Source organism: uncultured Porphyromonas sp. (assembly GCF_934359325.1).
Classification (GTDB): domain Bacteria; phylum Bacteroidota; class Bacteroidia; order Bacteroidales; family Porphyromonadaceae; genus Porphyromonas_A.
The window spans coordinates 1-16,873 of the sequence record NZ_CAKRLH010000016.1; the positions used below are offsets into that span (position 1 = coordinate 1).

At 56.3% G+C, this 16,873-nt stretch carries 13 protein-coding genes; 4 read left to right on the plus strand and 9 right to left on the minus strand.

Annotated elements, in window-relative coordinates; translation table 11 throughout:
- Positions 1 to 86 precede the first annotated feature (86 nt).
- Both ftsA and Q0F21_RS01510 read right to left on the minus strand, forming a co-directional pair.
- A complete protein-coding gene (gene ftsA, locus Q0F21_RS01505; RefSeq protein WP_297236721.1) occupies positions 87 to 1,562 on the minus strand; it encodes a cell division protein FtsA in 1,476 nt (491 codons plus the stop codon).
- 755 nt (positions 1,563 to 2,317) lie between these two features.
- Positions 2,318 to 2,704: a hypothetical protein gene (locus Q0F21_RS01510; protein WP_297236723.1), complete on the minus strand. Its 387-nt coding sequence runs from the start codon at positions 2,702 to 2,704 to the stop codon at positions 2,318 to 2,320.
- A 1,620-nt stretch (positions 2,705 to 4,324) separates the two neighbouring features.
- Here Q0F21_RS01510 and Q0F21_RS07810 point away from each other — a divergent pair.
- The 4 genes from Q0F21_RS07810 to Q0F21_RS01525 all read left to right on the plus strand — a co-directional run bounded on the left by Q0F21_RS07810 (position 4,325) and on the right by Q0F21_RS01525 (position 7,032).
- A complete protein-coding gene (locus Q0F21_RS07810; RefSeq protein WP_363282387.1) occupies positions 4,325 to 4,687 on the plus strand; it encodes a lasso peptide biosynthesis protein in 363 nt (120 codons plus the stop codon).
- An 88-nt stretch (positions 4,688 to 4,775) separates the two neighbouring features.
- The gene (locus tag Q0F21_RS01515) at positions 4,776 to 5,858 is read left to right on the plus strand and encodes an asparagine synthase-related protein (RefSeq protein WP_297236725.1); all 1,083 of its coding nucleotides are present in this window, start codon (positions 4,776 to 4,778) and stop codon (positions 5,856 to 5,858) included.
- Entirely contained in the window at positions 5,855 to 6,610 is a 756-nt protein-coding gene (locus Q0F21_RS01520; protein ID WP_297236727.1) for a hypothetical protein, read from the plus strand. Before Q0F21_RS01515 ends, Q0F21_RS01520 begins: the two co-directional genes overlap by 4 nt.
- Positions 6,611 to 6,795: 185 nt before the next feature.
- Positions 6,796 to 7,032 (plus strand): hypothetical protein, encoded by a 237-nt coding sequence (locus Q0F21_RS01525; protein ID WP_297236729.1) that lies wholly within the window; start codon positions 6,796 to 6,798, stop codon positions 7,030 to 7,032.
- A gap of 693 nt (positions 7,033 to 7,725) precedes the next feature.
- On the opposite strand, the gene eno is transcribed toward Q0F21_RS01525, so the two are convergent.
- From eno to Q0F21_RS07815, 7 genes are all read right to left on the minus strand, one after another.
- On the minus strand, positions 7,726 to 9,042 hold the full coding sequence (gene eno / locus Q0F21_RS01530) for a phosphopyruvate hydratase (RefSeq protein ID WP_297236741.1): 1,317 nt from the start codon (positions 9,040 to 9,042) through the stop codon (positions 7,726 to 7,728).
- 105 nt (positions 9,043 to 9,147) lie between these two features.
- On the minus strand, positions 9,148 to 11,742 hold the full coding sequence (locus Q0F21_RS01535) for a TonB-dependent receptor plug domain-containing protein (protein ID WP_297236731.1): 2,595 nt from the start codon (positions 11,740 to 11,742) through the stop codon (positions 9,148 to 9,150).
- A gap of 5 nt (positions 11,743 to 11,747) precedes the next feature.
- Positions 11,748 to 13,439, minus strand: a complete 1,692-nt coding sequence (locus tag Q0F21_RS01540; RefSeq protein WP_297236733.1) for a GLPGLI family protein — start codon at positions 13,437 to 13,439, stop codon at positions 11,748 to 11,750.
- Positions 13,440 to 13,841: 402 nt separating this feature from the next.
- Complete coding sequence (locus Q0F21_RS01545) at positions 13,842 to 14,843, minus strand: D-alanine--D-alanine ligase (RefSeq protein ID WP_297236735.1); 1,002 nt, start codon at positions 14,841 to 14,843, stop codon at positions 13,842 to 13,844.
- 12 nt (positions 14,844 to 14,855) lie between these two features.
- On the minus strand, positions 14,856 to 15,929 hold the full coding sequence (locus Q0F21_RS01550) for an RluA family pseudouridine synthase (RefSeq protein WP_297236737.1): 1,074 nt from the start codon (positions 15,927 to 15,929) through the stop codon (positions 14,856 to 14,858).
- 38 nt (positions 15,930 to 15,967) lie between these two features.
- Complete coding sequence (locus tag Q0F21_RS01555; RefSeq protein WP_297236739.1) at positions 15,968 to 16,687, minus strand: PASTA domain-containing protein; 720 nt, start codon at positions 16,685 to 16,687, stop codon at positions 15,968 to 15,970.
- Between the two features lie 21 nt (positions 16,688 to 16,708).
- Positions 16,709 to 16,870: a YebC/PmpR family DNA-binding transcriptional regulator gene (locus Q0F21_RS07815; protein WP_363282389.1), complete on the minus strand. Its 162-nt coding sequence runs from the start codon at positions 16,868 to 16,870 to the stop codon at positions 16,709 to 16,711.
- Positions 16,871 to 16,873: the final 3 nt, after the last annotated feature.

Here is a 16,873-nt window from a genome sequence, read left to right on the forward strand (position 1 = left end):
TCGGGATCTCATCCTTTTTTTTGCTGCTGATATTGAGTAATTCGCTCATAAGTCCGATACGTATCTATGATAAAAAAAGGTAGAGATCACTCGTCAACGTCATCCTCGGGGAAGATGAGGCCACCACTGAATAGCTTGGCAAAGAATCCATTGCCCTTGTCCTTGCGCTTCGTGCCGCTGCGGCGAGAGACCTTCTTCGGCGGCTCCTGCGCCTTCGTCTCTATTTCCTCCACGTCGATGAGTGTCTGAGTCGTGCCGGCAAAGACATCATCCGGCAGCTGATCCTCCGGGAAGTCGCTCCCGGTCGAGGTCGCCTGCTCGTTCGTCCGCATCACTGGCTGCTCGGTGGGGGCGGTCGCTGTCTGCTTCTGCGCTGCCGGCTCGGGGCGGACATAGGTGGCAGCGAGGTCCTGAGCCACGTAGTAGACCATGCTGTAGACGGAGTGCCACTCAGGGTTCTCAATGTAGTAGCTATTGTCCCGTCCGTAGCGCCCGAGGATGGAGGAGGCAAAGTCCACCTTGACATTAAATTCCTTCGTCAGCAGATCCCTCAGACCGGTCATGCGGGACGCACCGCCGGTGATCACGATGCCGGAGAGGCTGTGCTCGGGGAGGAGGGCATTGATGTAGGTCGAGATATTGCGGACGATCTCCGTGGAGCGGGCGCGGATGTACCGATTTACCTCTCGGAGTGGCAGGCTCTTCGACGTCATGCCGTTGGCGGTCTGCACCACCACCTCGCCCTTTGCCTCCTCCTCGGAGGCTGTGAGAGCTGAGCCGTTTTTCGTCTTGATCCGCTCCGCCTCCATCAGGGAGATGTGCATGTCGGTCAGGTCGGTGGTGATCGCATCGCCGCCGAGCGGGATCACGCGCAGGCCGACCATCTGCCCTCTATTGTACACCGAGACGGTTGTACACTCGGCACCGAAGTCGATCAGGGCGCAGCCGAAGCGCTTCTGCTCCGTGGTGAGGAAGAGGTCGCTCATGATCGTCGCCGGGATCAGGTACTCCGTCTCGCGCGCCAGCTTCTCCTCCAGCACGCGCCGGATATTGCGGTCCAGCTCCTCACGGGCAAGGAGCAGCTGGTAGCTCACCTTGAGATTAGATCCCTGGACGCCGACCGGATTATTCGTCCAGCTGCCGTCCACGTAGTAGGCGGGGGTGACATCGTCGGCGATCGATATGTAGCGGCTGTCGAAGTCCTCGTCCGCCGTCTGCAGTCGCAGCGTGTCCATGTCCTTCTCCGTGATCTCGCGCGGCTCACCGAGTGTCAGCTCCGCCTCGTGCATATCGGAGTGGAGGCTCTGACCATTGACCCCGGCGTAGACTCGGTCTATGGGGCAGTCGGCGAGCTGTGAGAGCTGTCGGAGGAGCTCGTCGGTCTTCGCCGCCACCTCCTTGAGATTATAAATGATGCCGCGGCGGATCTGTCCCTCCGACTCGACCGTGCTCTGCTGACGGAATGTAAAGGTGCCGTCCGCCTTGCAGTCCGCCAGGGCCGCCTTGATCGTGTGGCTGCCAAAGTCGAGGAACGCAGCAGTGATGGTATCGTCTTCTCGCATGAAGTAAGTCCGGATAGTGTACGTGTCTCAGTATCGGGTGGATCGGTCCACCCACTCCCCCCTTCCCACAAAGATAACTTATCTCCCCGACAAAAAGAAAAAGCAACCCGCCGCCGTACCCGGGGTCATCTTCCGAGCTACTACCCCTCCTCGTCACCCTAGCGGAACAGCGAGCACCCCTTCCGAGGTGTAACCTTGCCTACCGATCCCTCTGGGCATAGCTCCCTTACGGTAATAGTACGAGCAGGGACACTCGTAGAAATGGCTGATTTACAGTGCGCGAGCACGCGAGCCCTCTCGGACAAATCTATTACCGGTAAAAGGCGCAACTAATACCGGTATTAGTGTTCTCTATTACCGGTAATAGTTTTCACCGATAACGGATCGGGGGCAGGTCTATTGTCGCTGCGGTCATCCGTTGTGTGCCCACGCCCTCATCCTCCTGTCTGCCTATCCCTCCGGGGGGGCTAAAGGGTATTGTGTGCAAATCAAACTCGAAGAAACTCGAACAAGAGAGCACCGGAGAGTATCACAAGAATCACTCTTCCCCAAAAGGCTCTCGTGCTGATTTGGAGTGAACCTTTCCTCTTGAGATATATCGTTAGGATCGGTGCTATTCCGTAGATCACAAAAGCGCCGATGAGGGATAGCAAATGGCTCCTGAATAGATAGTAGTTCAGTACTAATAGAAGACCTCCGAGGACAAAAAAGGTAGCGAATAGGAGGTCCGCAGAGTAGTTTCGTTGCTTGTTCATTCACTCAAGATGGCATGGGTGTTTTCGGAGAGGATCTCTCTCTCCGAGCGACGTATCCGCGGGATGAGTCGTCTGTGTGATGCTATCGCTTTGGATGGCCATGATGGTCCTCCTGATCGCTTTCTCCCAGGACCTTTCGTAGACCCAGGCTGTAGGTCTCGTCCGCCACATCGATGAGCGTATTGAGCGCATATACCCTGAGCTCAGCCTGACGGGCTTGCTCTCTTGTGACTTGGCAAGCTCGACCTCCATCTTGGCAATCTCTTTTTCCATACGATCGATCTCTGCTCTCAGTCTCTGGTTCCGCTCGATCGCGAGCTGCTCGGCAGGTGATGGGAGGTCTCCGTGACCATCTCCGCTCGGGCTGTAGTTCTTCTCTTTCTCCATAAACGTCTCTCCCGTATAACACTATGCACAAGATACATAATCTTGATCTCTTATCCGTCCCTTTGCAAAGCCCCTGGGTCAGGGATGACGCATTTGAGCATTGGGGTAATCATATACCTATAGGGCTTATCCGTGAGGCACCCGAAGGGTGCTCGCTCCATAGGCATCGGTCATCCGCGAAGCGGTGACCGATGTGCCGAGACCCGTCTCAACCCCCACGACCCCGCCAGGGTGTCGCACTGATTGACTGACGGGTGAGTGCGACACCCTGGCGGGGTCGCGGGTTAATAAAAGGCATCCACTTTCCCGCAGTCTTCGGCACTTCGTGCCTCGACATGCGGGCTAAAAAGCGACGATCCCTACAGGGCTTCGCCCCTTCGGGATCGGAAGGCGGGTCTGCACCCCTACGGGGTTTCCTAACGATTGTCTCTCGTGAGATAACGCTCGGCAGCAGGCACCCACAAGGGGGCATCAATCCTTACTCTTTACGATGAGCTCAACTGCGTCACCCCTGGTTGAGATGCCGTCTCCGACTCCCGTCGGGTAATAATTTGTTAGTATGAAATAAATTGCATAAATTTGAGAAATGAAAGAACGCTACAGATTGTCTAAGCCACTTTACTGTATCTTCACCATATAGTCTATGTCTCTCACCGTCTCGCAATACAGACAAACGGGATCTGACAGTCTCCTAATGGAGAGCCGGCAGATCAGCTCTATGCGCTGTCATGCGCAGAGAGAGAGAGAGAGAGAGAGAGAGAGAGAGAGAGAGAGAGAGAGAGACGCGACTCCCGCTGATCCCTCCCTCCACTAAAGCATATAGATCATACCCGCAGGGGATGTCGGCACCTACCGTGCAGGCATCCCCTGCGTTGCTCTGTTCTCACGGCTCCTCGTGGAGTCGTGATCTAACAGAATTACTAAAAGGAGAATGTCGAAAATCCTTCAACAGAGTAGACACAACAACTAACTTCTTTATTCGTTATGAAAAAGTTACTCGAAACGCTCCTCGGAGCAGAGGTGCACGCAAGTGCCAAAAACATCAACGGTAGGAAGTCCTCAGGCAAAGAGGACAATAGTAGTTACCAACATTGGAGAGCTCTTGACGATAATTTCCAATAGTATCTACTAATAATTAGTAACCATAGGGCGGGAGCGTGTGATAGTGCTCCCGCCCACTGCTATGGCATTGTTGTCAACTTAAAGCATTGCCTAAGAGATAGCCTGAGGCAATACTAATATGTACGAAAGCTTGAACTCGTATTCAGCGGTACTCGTGGTTTAGTTGATTCCTTTGTCGTTATTAATGCCCATTCATGAATAGGTCTATACCTACCTCCGAGTCTCAGGTGACAGTGACTAAAAATATCAGGTCTCTGTCGGTTTTATCAGCCAAAAGACTCCATCTGCTTCCGTCAAACCCATTAAGTCCAAAGATTAGCTGTGTATCGAATTAGACTAAAGGCATTTGGAGCCTGTTATTTCATTGAACCTCTCACCGGTAGCCTGCTTAGGACAAGTCGGATAAAATACGAAGACGTAAGAGTCGGGGCAAAAGTACGTAAGTGCTTGGAGCAAGTAGATGATCCGTATCTCTTAGGGGGGCGGAAGAATTGTGCGATGCCCTTGTCTATTCCCTTTTATATTCGGGTCTATGCTCAGGTACTTAATCGGCTTTGCCGTCACTCCTTCCTTTTGGCACGGCTGTGGGGTAAGATTCCACTTAGATGCTATCCTGATGCCGGAGTCGCGACAGCAGTCTACTATGCGCTTTACCCCGGAAATCAGCAGCGGAAACTTTGTCTGCCAAGAGCTTTCTTCGCTCGTAGTACCTCGAGGAGATTCCGAAAGCATGGGACAATGTTTATAGGTGCTTTTCTCCCCTCCGTTCAGATGCATGCATGGGTCATTGAGGATGGCATGCCAGCGGATCCGCATGACGACAACTGGATTAACTTTGCTCCCGTTGCGGCCTTTGACTAAGCGTATGATGAGACTGAGAGAGATGATATATCCACAGCCCTCGCTACGATTCTACAATCATAGGAGCGGAACGCTGCAGGATAGTATAGTGGAAGAACTTGGCAGCGGACTCTGGCAAGAGTATAGCATCGACAATATGCTCTATAATGACAAGCTTGGAGAAATGCACATCACAGAGTGGAGAGAGCTTTTCCCTGGTATTACTCCTATTATGCCTGGGTTTGTGTACAGTAGCGTGTCCGGTCAGATAGAGGAGGAGCGTTATCTGCCTAAGCGGAGAGAGAAGCTTACTCTCCCGGATTTCCTTGCAACATCGGAGCGTTTCTTTGGGCGCTTCGAAGGGAAGAAGATAGGGGTACACCTAAGTGGCGGTCTGGACTCAAGCCTGATTATCTGCTTACTTCACCACTTCGGTATCCCATTCAATCTATATGGTATGGTCAATGACCGTTATGAGTTTCGCACAGAGAGGAGGGTGCAGGATGTACTGGCTCCTCTCGGAGAGCGTACTTGTTTTGTGCACCTTGAGGAGCATCCCTTCTTCAGCCTTCTGGATCAGTTTCCCTTTCACCAAATCCCGGATAGCTACATAAAGTCCTATGACTCTGCCTCTACGATTGCTGAGGAAGCGAAGCGAGATGGAGTAGAAGTGATCTTTGGTGGACAGGGTGCAGACACGCTCTTTGTGGATCCCATTCCCACAGAGGCTGGGACACTTAGCTTTAATCTTGGCAATGAGTTTACGGTGCCATGGGAAGAGGATCTTATCTACCGACCGAGAAGTATAGAGCTTGTCTCATTCTATGCTGATCCGGACATAATTGATGCGATCTGCAGCCTTAGGCAGGGACAGGGGCAAGATGCCCGAAAGCGCTGGGCAAGGCACTTCTTCCGCGACTTCCTGCCGAGGGAGCTCTCGGAGTACAGCTATGTCGCAGACTTTAACGGTCTCTCGCTGAGTGGTCTGGAGCTTGCCAAGCCAACTGTAGAGCGACTCTTTGAGGAGGCTTACGACCTGACTAAGCATCCGATATTCTCTCCTGAGAACACACAAGAGATGAGAGAGACCAATGTCTTTGAATTTGACTATCACCTGTATACCGCCTACTGTACTCGTATCTCCATAGCTGTTTGGATTCATGCACTATTTGAGCACTCAGAAGTACGATGAAGACGATCCCATATCAAGTGATATTTAGAGAGGACAGGGAGGAGAAGGGGCAGGTGATCCACTTCTTCAGAGAAGAATATGCAGCATTTCAGCATGCTGGTATTCCTGTGGCGTTAACTCCATCAACTGAGGCAGAGCATCTTATATATAGAAGCTCCACTATTTTCCGTCCAGAGGACTATCCCGGTGATCCGAGGTTCATACACTCTTATGACATCAATAACTTTTACTTGATGATGCATCGGTACCTCCCGGTCATAGAGGATCTCGCTATCCCAACTTTCTTTGTCGACCGACTGGATCAAGATGTAGATATGAAGATGAAGAGGCGGGGCTGGAGCAGAGCCTTTATTAAGCATGACTCAATGTCTCTGGAACGGGTAGAGGAGGGGCTGTCCTTCTACCCCGATCATTCCTTGGCGGAGATTGAGAGAGCGTATAAGAATCAGAGGTGGGGCGGCGAGAGGTATTGTATCCGCCAAGCGGTGGATGAGGAATACATCTTTGAGAACGATGCTCGCTACTGGGTGCTGGAGGGCAAAGTTTACCGCAGAGATGGACTGCCTATCCCGTCTATAGTGAGTGAGGCAGCTGCACGACTGACGCAGGCGGGAGGAGGCAGATATTTCACGATTGATGCCACGCCAGACTTCATCATAGAGGTCAATCCCGGCGAGTCAAGCGATCGTCATGGAGAGAACAGCGCAGAGCTCTTTGCCTCATGGTGGTATGATGCGTTTATAAACAGGTAATCATAGCCCCCCGATAGACATATAGACATTCGTAGTCATAGGTGAGGTTATGGAGGATGCCCGGTGCCATCAGTTAGAAGTCAGAGTTTCAAGACATAGCTTGCACGCATTCAAAGGGGGCTGAGAGCGCGACCGTATTAAGGACACGATGGCTCAAGAATAACTGTGGACAACTCTTACCAATTATGGAGCACTTGATTTTCGGCATCATCATCTTTGTAGCGATCGTTTGTATCGTTGTATTGATATTTCGGATCATACGTGGTTATTTCTCAGGCCTCTTCGGCAGTGCCAAGGAGATACTGACAGGCAATATCATCGAGGGAGGATGCAGCTGTGTTTTTATGCTCATCCTCGGCGCCTTAGGGATCATAGTTGTCGTCGCTTTCGTGAGTGGGATCATAGAGGCAATAGTAGAGTGAGGCTGCCCCCTCTTGGATGAACATAGGATCCGACAAGAGTTGCCTGTAATGGGTGGTAAATGCAGATAAGAGACAAGGAGGGCGAGTGGAGGTGGTATATTTGCAGTCTTCTTCGCATCTCTGGTCTCTCGGTATGGTCCAGGGGTGACGCATTTGAGTGGTACAGAAACCATTCAACTCATTGTAAAGAGTGGTGAACGATGCACCCCGACAGGGGTGCCCGCTTTTTAGACCCGGGTCAAGGGGCGTAGCCCCGACGACCCGGGGGGCAGGCGTTGCTAGCGACCCCGCGACCCCGTTAGGGTGTCGCACTGATTGACTGACTGGTATGTGCGACACCCTGGCGGGGTCGTATACCTTGAATGCGTCGTTGTTTCCCGGGGTCTTCGGCACTAAGTGCCTCGACACCCGGTCTAAAAAGCGATGATCCCTCCGGTGCTTCGCCCCTGCGGGATCGGCAAGCGGTAGCAGCATGGCTGGGATCAGTCGACAGGATTGCACAGCGACAGGGATTATCACTTCTTTGCCTTAAGGCTCAAATGCGTCACCCCTGCGGTATGGTCCACCATTTGGATCTATTTCAGGGAGTTCTGATCCTCTGGACCTGACTGTCTCCGGGGATGATGAAAAGAAAAGAGGGCGACAAGTCGGTCTGACCTGTCGCCCTCTGTGGGCTCTCTCTCGAGGGAGAGATTACTTCTTGCGGCTTACCCTGCAGTAGCCATACTGAGCCTTGTCGCCCAGCTCCTCCTCGATGCGGAGCAGCTGATTGTACTTGGCGATGCGGTCGGTGCGGCTGAGAGAGCCGGTCTTGATCTGGCCGCTATTGGTAGCCACAGCGATGTCGGCGATGGTGGTGTCCTCAGTCTCACCGGAGCGGTGGCTGGTGACGCTGGTGTAGCCAGCGCGGTGAGCCATCTCGATGGCGTCGAGGGTCTCGGTGAGGGTACCGATCTGATTGACCTTGATGAGGATCGAATTGGCAGCGCCCATCTCGATGCCCTTCTTGAGGTAGTCGACGTTGGTCACGAAGAGGTCGTCACCCACGAGCTGGCAGCGGTCGCCGATGCGGTCGGTGAGCTTTACCCAATTCTCCCAGTCATTCTCATCCAGACCATCCTCGATGGAGTCGATGGGGTACTTGGAGATGAGCTGCTCGAGGTAGTCGATCTGCTCCTCGGCGGTCAGCTTCTTGCCATTGGGGTCCTTGGGCATACCGGACTTGAGCTGGCGGTAGTCGTAGTACCACTTGCCATCCTCCTGTACTGCAAACTCAGATGCAGCGCAGTCCATGGCGATGCGCACGTCCTTGCCGGGCTCGTAGCCGGCGTCCTTGACAGCCTGGATGATGGAGTCGAGGGCGTCCTCGATGCCGTCGAGCTTGGGGGCGAAGCCACCCTCGTCACCGACAGCGGTGGAGAGGCCGCGCTTCTTGAGCAGCTTAGCGAGAGCGTGGAAGACCTCGGTACCCATGCGGAGACCCTCACGGAAGGTCTCAGCACCCACGGGGCGGATCATAAACTCCTGGAAGGCGATAGGCGCATCAGAGTGTGCACCGCCATTGATGATATTCATCATTGGGACCGGGAGGACGTACGTATTGGTGCCGCCGATGTAGCGGTAGAGGGGCAGGTCGAGTGCAGTGGCGGCAGCACGAGCGCAAGCGAGGGAGACGCCGAGGATGGCGTTGGCTCCCAGCTTGGACTTCGTCTTGGTACCGTCGAGCTCGAGCATCTTCTGGTCGATGCCGCGCTGGTCGAGGACGTCCATGCCGATAAGCTCGGGAGCAATCTTGGTATTGACATTCTCCACAGCCTTAAGGACGCCCTTGCCGCAGTAGCGCTTCTTGTCGCCGTCGCGGAGCTCGAGAGCCTCGTTCTCACCCGTGGAAGCACCACTGGGGACGCAGGCGCGACCGATGATGCCATACTCCAGCTCTACCTCTACCTCTACGGTGGGGTTGCCGCGAGAGTCGAGGATCTCGCGACCATGTACGTTCTGAATTTCCATTCTTCTCATTGTCTATAGGGATTAGTACTAAAAATCTTTCTTTACCGATGGCAAATATACCCAAAGTGTCCGACTTATGCTGCTCCTTTGAGTTCTTTTGTAAGATCAAAAATGGAAGAAAAGTGAGGCGAGGATCTCCATGGGGCGTATCTCGTAGGCGATGGTCTGCGCCGTGAGGGAGGAGAGGAGCGTGTAGCCGTAGACCCTGTTATTAAGCAGATTGCGTGCTTGTAGGCTCACCTCGAGTCGGCTGCGGGGTGAGTAGACCAGCCCGAGGTCTAGGAGGAAGTAATTCTTCCGCATCCCGCGGGCGATCTCATTGTAGTAGTGGTCGCCGGTCAGCTCGATCCTCCACGGTGTGGCGGGCATCAGCACCAGCTCCAGACTCTGGGCGAAGTCTCTCTGGAGCCGCCCCTGCTCGCCCTCGAGAGTCAGCCGGCTGAGGTCGAGCCCGACGTCGTAGGTGAGGCTGATCCATGAGGCGGGATGGGCGGAGGCGGAGCCGCTGAGGGAGAGACCTCTGAGGCGGAAGGCATTGAGCATCTCCTTGAGGAGCATCTCCTGCCTCCCGAGGGTGTACTGCCCCTTTAGGACCAGAGTCGTCCGCCAGGGGGAGAGTCCCTTGCTGATGCTGCCGCCGACACTGATGAGGCTCCCCCGGCTCTCCATCGGTGTCATCCGGGAGAGTAGGTAGTCTCCCTGCAGGGTGCGTCCCTGTATGAGTGAGTTTCGGTAGCTGAGGTATCTGAGGTCGAGATGGGTGAAGAGTGCCTGGAGGGGATTGCGGTACTCCGTCCCGATGCCACCGGAGAGACTTCGCCGGTGATTGAGCTCCGAGGCGCCTCTCGTCAGGGCGTAGTAGCTGGTGAGGAGGTATCCGCTCTCCCAGCCAGCTTCCTCGTACCCGTTGCTGTAGCTGAGGTCGCTGCTGAGACTGAGCCGTCTGGTCGCTTCGAGGTCGACCCGTAGCGAGGGGCGAAGGGAGATCGGGGCGATCTGTCGGGTCTCCTCGTGGTCGGTGACTCGGTAGCAGGTCTTGTCGATCGGGATGGAGAGCAGTGCCTCGAGGGACTCCGTGCGGAGACTCAGTCGGGGAACGATGTAGGGGCGGATGTAGTCGACGGTGAGGCGGTTGTCAGCCGGGGTGATGGAGAGATCCGGCAGCGTGAGGTCGCTCCTGAGGGTGCGGTGAAGCGTCGATAGACCGATCGTGCCGGTGAGGTCGAGGATCCCGCGTGTGAGGCTCAGGTCGGTGGAGGTACTGGAGTATAGCATCTCGGACGAGACCTCCTGGCGCCGATCGTCCCCCATGCCGGTGATCGTCATCAGTCCCGGCTGCCGCTCCCATCTCACCTGTGAGTCCAGTCCGTAGCGGTGCGATCCTTGGCGGAGGATGAGGCTGAGGTTATTGGAGACCTCCTGACGTCGCAGGGAGACATCGCGACCATTGGGCATCGTGCCCCGTGTGTCGAGTGTGAGATCCCTCCACAGGAGGCGTCCCGAGAGCTTATCCGAGAGGTAGAGGGCGGACTTATTGATCAGCAGTCCGGCGTCCATCGCCAGCTCACTATTGCGGGAGCGCCCCTCCTCCTCGCTCACGATGATCTTGTCCTCGTCCTTGAAGAAGTAGGTCATCCGACTGCTGCCGCGGCTCAGATCGGTTCGGTCGGTTAAGATGAGCCGTCCGGTGAGATCCACCTCCTCCTTCAGCCCCCGCAGTCCGTTGACGCTGAGCGAGTGTGTCGGTCCCCGGCGGTACCTCTCCTCGTCGAGCTGTGTCGGCGTGGGGAGTGTGAGGGAGAAGGGGTAGGGCAGAGTGTACCCACTTCCCCGTCCGCCCGTACCGAGTGCCACCTCCCGTGTGGCGAGGGTGGCAGCCCTACCGGCATTGGTGCTGCCGATGGTGGCCAGTATCTGCCGATCCTTGCGGAAGCGCATCAGAGAGCCTTTCCCCTCCCAGAGCGGCGTGACCGAGGGCTTCTCCGTGAGGAAGCCCGCTCCGAGGGTGGCTGTGCCGACCCATCGGCTCTTGGCGTCCTCCTTAAGCCGGATATTGACCGCCGCATTGTGGGAGAACTCGATGTCCCGGATCGCTTTGATCGGCTGATGATTCTCCATCACCTCGACCGAGCCAACGTCCTCGGGATTGATACTCGTCGTAGCGACACCGTAGCGTCCGCCGAGCATGTCGCGTCCCTCGATGTAGAAGCGATTGATGCTGACCCCTTGGTACTTGATCTGTCCGCTCTCGCCCACCTCGATGCCGGGCATCCGCTTCAGCACATCGGCGAGGGACTTGTCCTGGACTTGGCTAAAATTGGAGACCAGATAGCGGATCGTGTCTCCCTCCGCCCGTATCGGATCAGCCGTCACCGTCACCTCCCTCAGCTCGGTCACCTCCTCCCGCAGGCGGATGAGGTAATGGCTCTTCCCCTGGATCAGCCGTATGCTGTCCTCACGGAAGCCGAGCATCCTGAAGTGGAGCCAGAGCCCCTCCGTCGGGTGGTCGTACTCTATGGCAAACCTCCCGTCCGAGTCTGAGCGCCCGAAGGAGAGGGCGTGTCGGGAGGCTGCCTTGCGGAGCGTGACGAGGACTCCGGGCAACGGCTGTCCATCCTCCTCCAGCGTCTCGCCCGTGATCTGTGCTATGGCGGGGATCGTGAGGGCAAGAGAGAGGATAAGGAGCAGACTTCTCACCACACTTCTCATTCTATTTCCTTCGGTTCGGGGTAATTGTTGCTGCTTGGGGTATTGCTGATCACCGCCAGCTCGCCACCGCTGTCGATGTAGAGCTTCTGACTGCCGTAGAGCTTCTTCCGCTCTATGACCCGCGCCTTCGGGTCGATCAGGATGGTGTAGTCGAGTGTGGTCTCCTTCTGCTCCAGACCGGTGATCGTGTAGTGGTAGTGCCGCTGGGCATCGTATGCCTCGCAGATCAAACCGGGGAGTCCGTGGAGCTTCCACGGACCATTGTCAATCGGCACATCGTAGGTAAACCATGCGATCCACCTGCGTCCGCGGAAGTCGCACACCGCCTGCTGGCACTCGTAACCGAGGATCACCCGTGTGCTGTCGGTGAGGCTCCACTTCATCTCCGCCTGATCATCGTAGAAGTACTGCTCTCCGCCCACCTTGTCGTAGACGCGCATCGTGCCGGGGTCGCTCTCCTTGATGATAAAGTCGACAGAGCCATTTCGTGGCAGTCGGGCCATAAAGTCGGACATCTTCCCCCCGGCATTGAGCTTGTCGATCTCCTGTCGGAAGAGTCCCTGCCACTTCTTCTTTCCTTCCTTGGAGCTGTAGAGAGCCTGCATGCGGTAAGTCTTGAGACTATAGTAGATCGACTGGTCGGGGCGGATCTCCAGGAGCTGGTCATCGGGGGTAAACGTGGATCCGTTGGTCGTGTCCTTGACCGCCTCATAGCGGTACTTGACGAGCAGGTGATCCCGTGAGGGCTTGCCGGGGATCGTCAGAGCGGAGGCTGGCAGGACCGCTTCTGTATTAGTTTCGGTAGTCGTGGTATCCCCCTCCCGGACATAGTCCCTCTCGAGGAAGTCGTAGCTGAGCCGCTTCTCCCGCTTCTGTCGGTAGGATCGGCGCAAGCCTCGCCGTATGATCTCCTGAAGCGTCCCATTCTCCTCCGGATCACCTCCCTCGAGGAATGCCCGGGTATCTCTTAGATAGGTCTTCCGATCCACCTCAAGCAGAGGATCCTCGAGGAGTCCGAAGTGGGGGGGCGTCGGGTCTCTCCTTACGTCGATGACGGTCCAGAAGTACTCCTTGTCCTCATCGTAGGCCTCGATGATCAGTCCCGGCAGTCCGTGGAGCTTCCACGGACCCAGGTGATCGGGTACCTCCTCGGTATACCAAGCCTCAAACCGCCGTCCGCGGAAGTCGCATACCGCCTTGTAGGTCTTGTATCCCCCGATGATCCGACAATTATTGTCTCTGATCCGCCACTCGGGTGTCTCCACCTCTTCTCGGTAGAGGATCGGAATGTAGAGCCTGTCGCTCTCGTAGACCGTCAGCTCCCCTCTCTCCCGGTTGGTGTAGAAGTACTCCGGCAGGGTCCTCGGCTCGATGATCAGAGACTCATCATTCTTCAGGAGTCCCTCCTTGAAGCTGTCCATCACTACTCTCCTGCCGTCGTCGGTACACTGTAGGGAGTCGTGGAGAAAGGTGCTAGTGGTGTAGCAAAGAGCCTCCTTGTCGCCCGAGAGGACGATCATGGTGTCCGTCATCGACTCGTGCCCCATAACGTGCTTCTTCATCTCGAGCCGGTACTTTACCTCGATCTTAGGCTGGTCCGGTACACGGAGGGGCTTGGGCAGCTCCTGTGCCATCCCCGTCAGAGAGAGGAGCAGGGTCAGCAGAATTGTAGTCGTTAGTCTTTTCATATGCGTAGGTAAAATAGAGGAGGAGAAGAAAGCAATCGTGGGGGGCAACTCGTAACCTCCCTTCCTCCCGGAGTGCTCTCATAATCTCGGAGTCATATAGACTCCTAAACAATAGTAGTGATTAAGTGAGAAAAAAACAAAACGACGATGTGCTGACAAGGCTTTTTGTGTGGGAAAGTGGAGATTGGAGCTGTGGGGGCGGCCTATTTGTGAGGCGTGGTTTACAATTGAGGTAGAGGGATTTCTCCTTCGACTTCCATGAGGGGTGAGATGGGAGTTTTAGTCGGCCTTACCTTCGTTTTCTCTATTACCGGTATTAGTTTTCATCGAGAGCACAGGGAGAGAAAAAGGGTCACGTCTCGCGTGAGACGTGACCCTGGATGGCATAGTGATGACCGTCTGCTAACGGCGTGACCGCTGGTAGAGGAAGTCGATAATCCCCTCCAGCACCTTGCCCGGAGCGAGACCGGCGGCGCGGATCTGCTGGGGGATAAAGCTGGTGGCGGTCATGCCGGGGGTGGTATTGACCTCCAGAAGCACCGGCGTGCCGTCGCTCTCGATGAAGTAGTCGACCCGGATGATGCCGGCAGCTCGTAGGTGGCGGTAGATCCGGTGGGTCAGATCCCTGACACGCGCTGTCGTCTCCTCAGGGATGCGGGCCGGTGTGATCTCGTCCACGGCGCCATTGTACTTGGCATCGTAGTCGAAGAACTCACTCTTGGGCACCACCTCGGTGATCGGCAGGATGTGGATCCCCTCGGCGTCCTCATAGGCGCCACAGGTGATCTCGGTGCCGGTGATGAGCGACTGGATCATCACGTCGCCGCTCTCGGCGAGGGCTTTCTCTATCGCCGGCTGCAGCTGCTCCCGCTCGGTGACGTGCGTCGTGGCGATGCTGGAGCCGCCGTTATTGGGTTTGACGAAGCAGGGTAGACCCGGCTCTCGGAGCAGATCGTCAATGTCGATCCGGTCGTACTTGGTGAGCCGGACAGCCGGGGCGATCTTGATCCCAAAGGTGGAGAGGTAGCGGGCGCAGACGTACTTGTCGAAGGTGAGCGCCCCGATCAGCGTCGGACAGCAGGAGTAGGGGATCTGGAGCATGTCGAGGTAGCCGGTCAGGTGCCCGTCCTCGCCCGGCGTGCCGTGGATGGTGATGTAGGCGAAGTCGAAGCGGACCTTGCGTCCCGTCTCGGGGTGGACGAAGGAGAAGTCTCCCTTGTCGATCTCCGGGTCGCCCTCCAGACCGAGCACTGTCCAGTGGTCACGTCTCAGCAGCACCGGATAGATCTCGTACGGGCTGTCGGAGAGAAACTTCATCAGTCCCTCCTGACTCGACAGGGAGACGGTATACTCGCCACTATAGCCGCCGGCGATGAGCGCAATCTTTAGTTTTTCTTGATCCATGATAAGATAAGGTCAGAGGTTCTCCACATTGCCGTCGTCGACGTACTTCCGCCACTTCTCGATCAGGGCGGTCATGTCGGGCGGTAGTGTACTCGAGAAGTCCATCTGTCGCTTGAGTATGGGGTGAAAGAAGCCCAGTGTCTGAGCATGCAGCGCCTGCCTCGGGCAGATAGCAAAGGCATTCTCCACAAATTTCTTATAGCTGGCGAAGCGATTTCCTCGGAGGATCCGGTCTCCACCGTAGACAGCGTCGTTGAAGAGCGGGTGACCTTCATTCGAGAGGTGGACGCGGATCTGGTGGGTCCGTCCCGTCTCGAGGCGGCACCGTACCTGGCTGAGGTAGCCGAGGTACTCCTCTGTGGCGTAGTGGGTCACGGCTGTCTTGCCCACTTCGCCCTCGTAGGGGAAGGCGGCCATCCTCGTCCGGTCGCGGGGGTCTCGAGCGAGGTTGCTCCTCAGGACGCCGTCAGCCAGGTCCATATGTCCCCAGATCACCGCTACGTACTCGCGTCGGGTGGAGTGGTCGAAGAATTGCTTCCCGAGGGAGCTCTTCACCTCCGCCGTCTTGGCGATCACAAGGAGTCCGCTGGTGTCCTTGTCGATACGGTGAACCAGCCCTATCGCCGGATCATTGACATCGAAGTCGGGGTTATTCCGCAGGTACCAGGCGAGCCCATTGAGGAGCGTCCCGTCCCAGTTGCCGTGCCCCGGGTGGACCACCAGTCCGGCCGGCTTATTGACCACCAAGAGCCAGTCATCCTCGTAGACAATCTCGAGAGGCATCTCCTGGGGCGTGATCTCAAGGGTCATCGGCGGACGCTCGAGCCGCATAGAGACGCGGTCGAGAGGCTTGACCTTATAATTGGACTTCACCGGCTCGCCATTGACGAAGATGAAGCCGGAGGAGGCTGCCCGCTGGATACGGCTGCGGGAGATCTTCGGCATCATATTGACGAGGAAGCGATCGACCCTCAGAGGCTCCTGCCCCTGATCCGCTCGTATGGCGTAGTGCTCATAGAGCTGGTCTACCTCCTCATCCTCCTCGTCTACCGGCTCCGTGTCTGTCGGTAGGTCTCTCTCGGTCATCTGGTGTAAGGTGTGTGCTGGTGTGACTGGTCCTCAGCTCAGAGCTCCGGCAGGTCCTCCCCGTCGGGCTCCTCCGTCTGACCGATCCGCTGAAGAGCTTCGGCGACCTCGCTATCTATAGCTGTGGTATCGGCATCGTAGAGACTGTCGAGCGAGATGGTGGAGGTGATCGACAGGACGAGCGGGGTATTGAATGGCAGCTTCGTCCCCGGCTGGATCACTCGACCGGTCTTGCGGTCTGATACTTCCACGGCGAGGTCATTGTACCGTCCGGGAACCATCTTGACCGTCACGTCGATGAATCCCGCTGAGCGGAGAGCCGCCTCGGCACGACGGCGGGAGGTGTCGTAGACAGCAGGCATCACCACCTGCTCCACGGTCGTGGTATTGGTGGTGAGGAAGATCGTCCGATGTTTCTTGATGATCGATCCGGGTCCGGGTGAGGTCCTTAGGATCACTCCCGGAGCCAGTCCCTCGGTATAGATCGAGTCGACAATCTCGAGGTCCAGATCCATAGGCCGGACCGCACTCATCGCCTCCTCCCGGGTCATACCGGAGAGATCCGGCACCTTGACCGCCTCTCCATGGTGGGTGTAGACATCGAGGAGATAGAGTGCTCCCACCACGATAAGCGCCCCCACGACGACCATAGCCAGCAGGTTTAGCAGCGTGATCCCGACGGCTCGTCCTGCACTCATTGTCCGCTTTTTCTCCTCCGTCCGATCCTCTGTCTCTCTGTCCATCTCCTCCTCGCTCATGACTCGATGACTTGGGCTTACTTACTCTTCGTCCTCCGCCATGTCGGAGAAGACATTTTGCACATCGTCGTCGTCCTCGATCTTATCGATCAGAGTATTGACCTCCTCGCGCTCCTCGGGAGTGATCTCCTTCGTCATCTTAGGCTCGCGGATGAAGTCTGCCGACTGGATCTCGAAGTCCATACC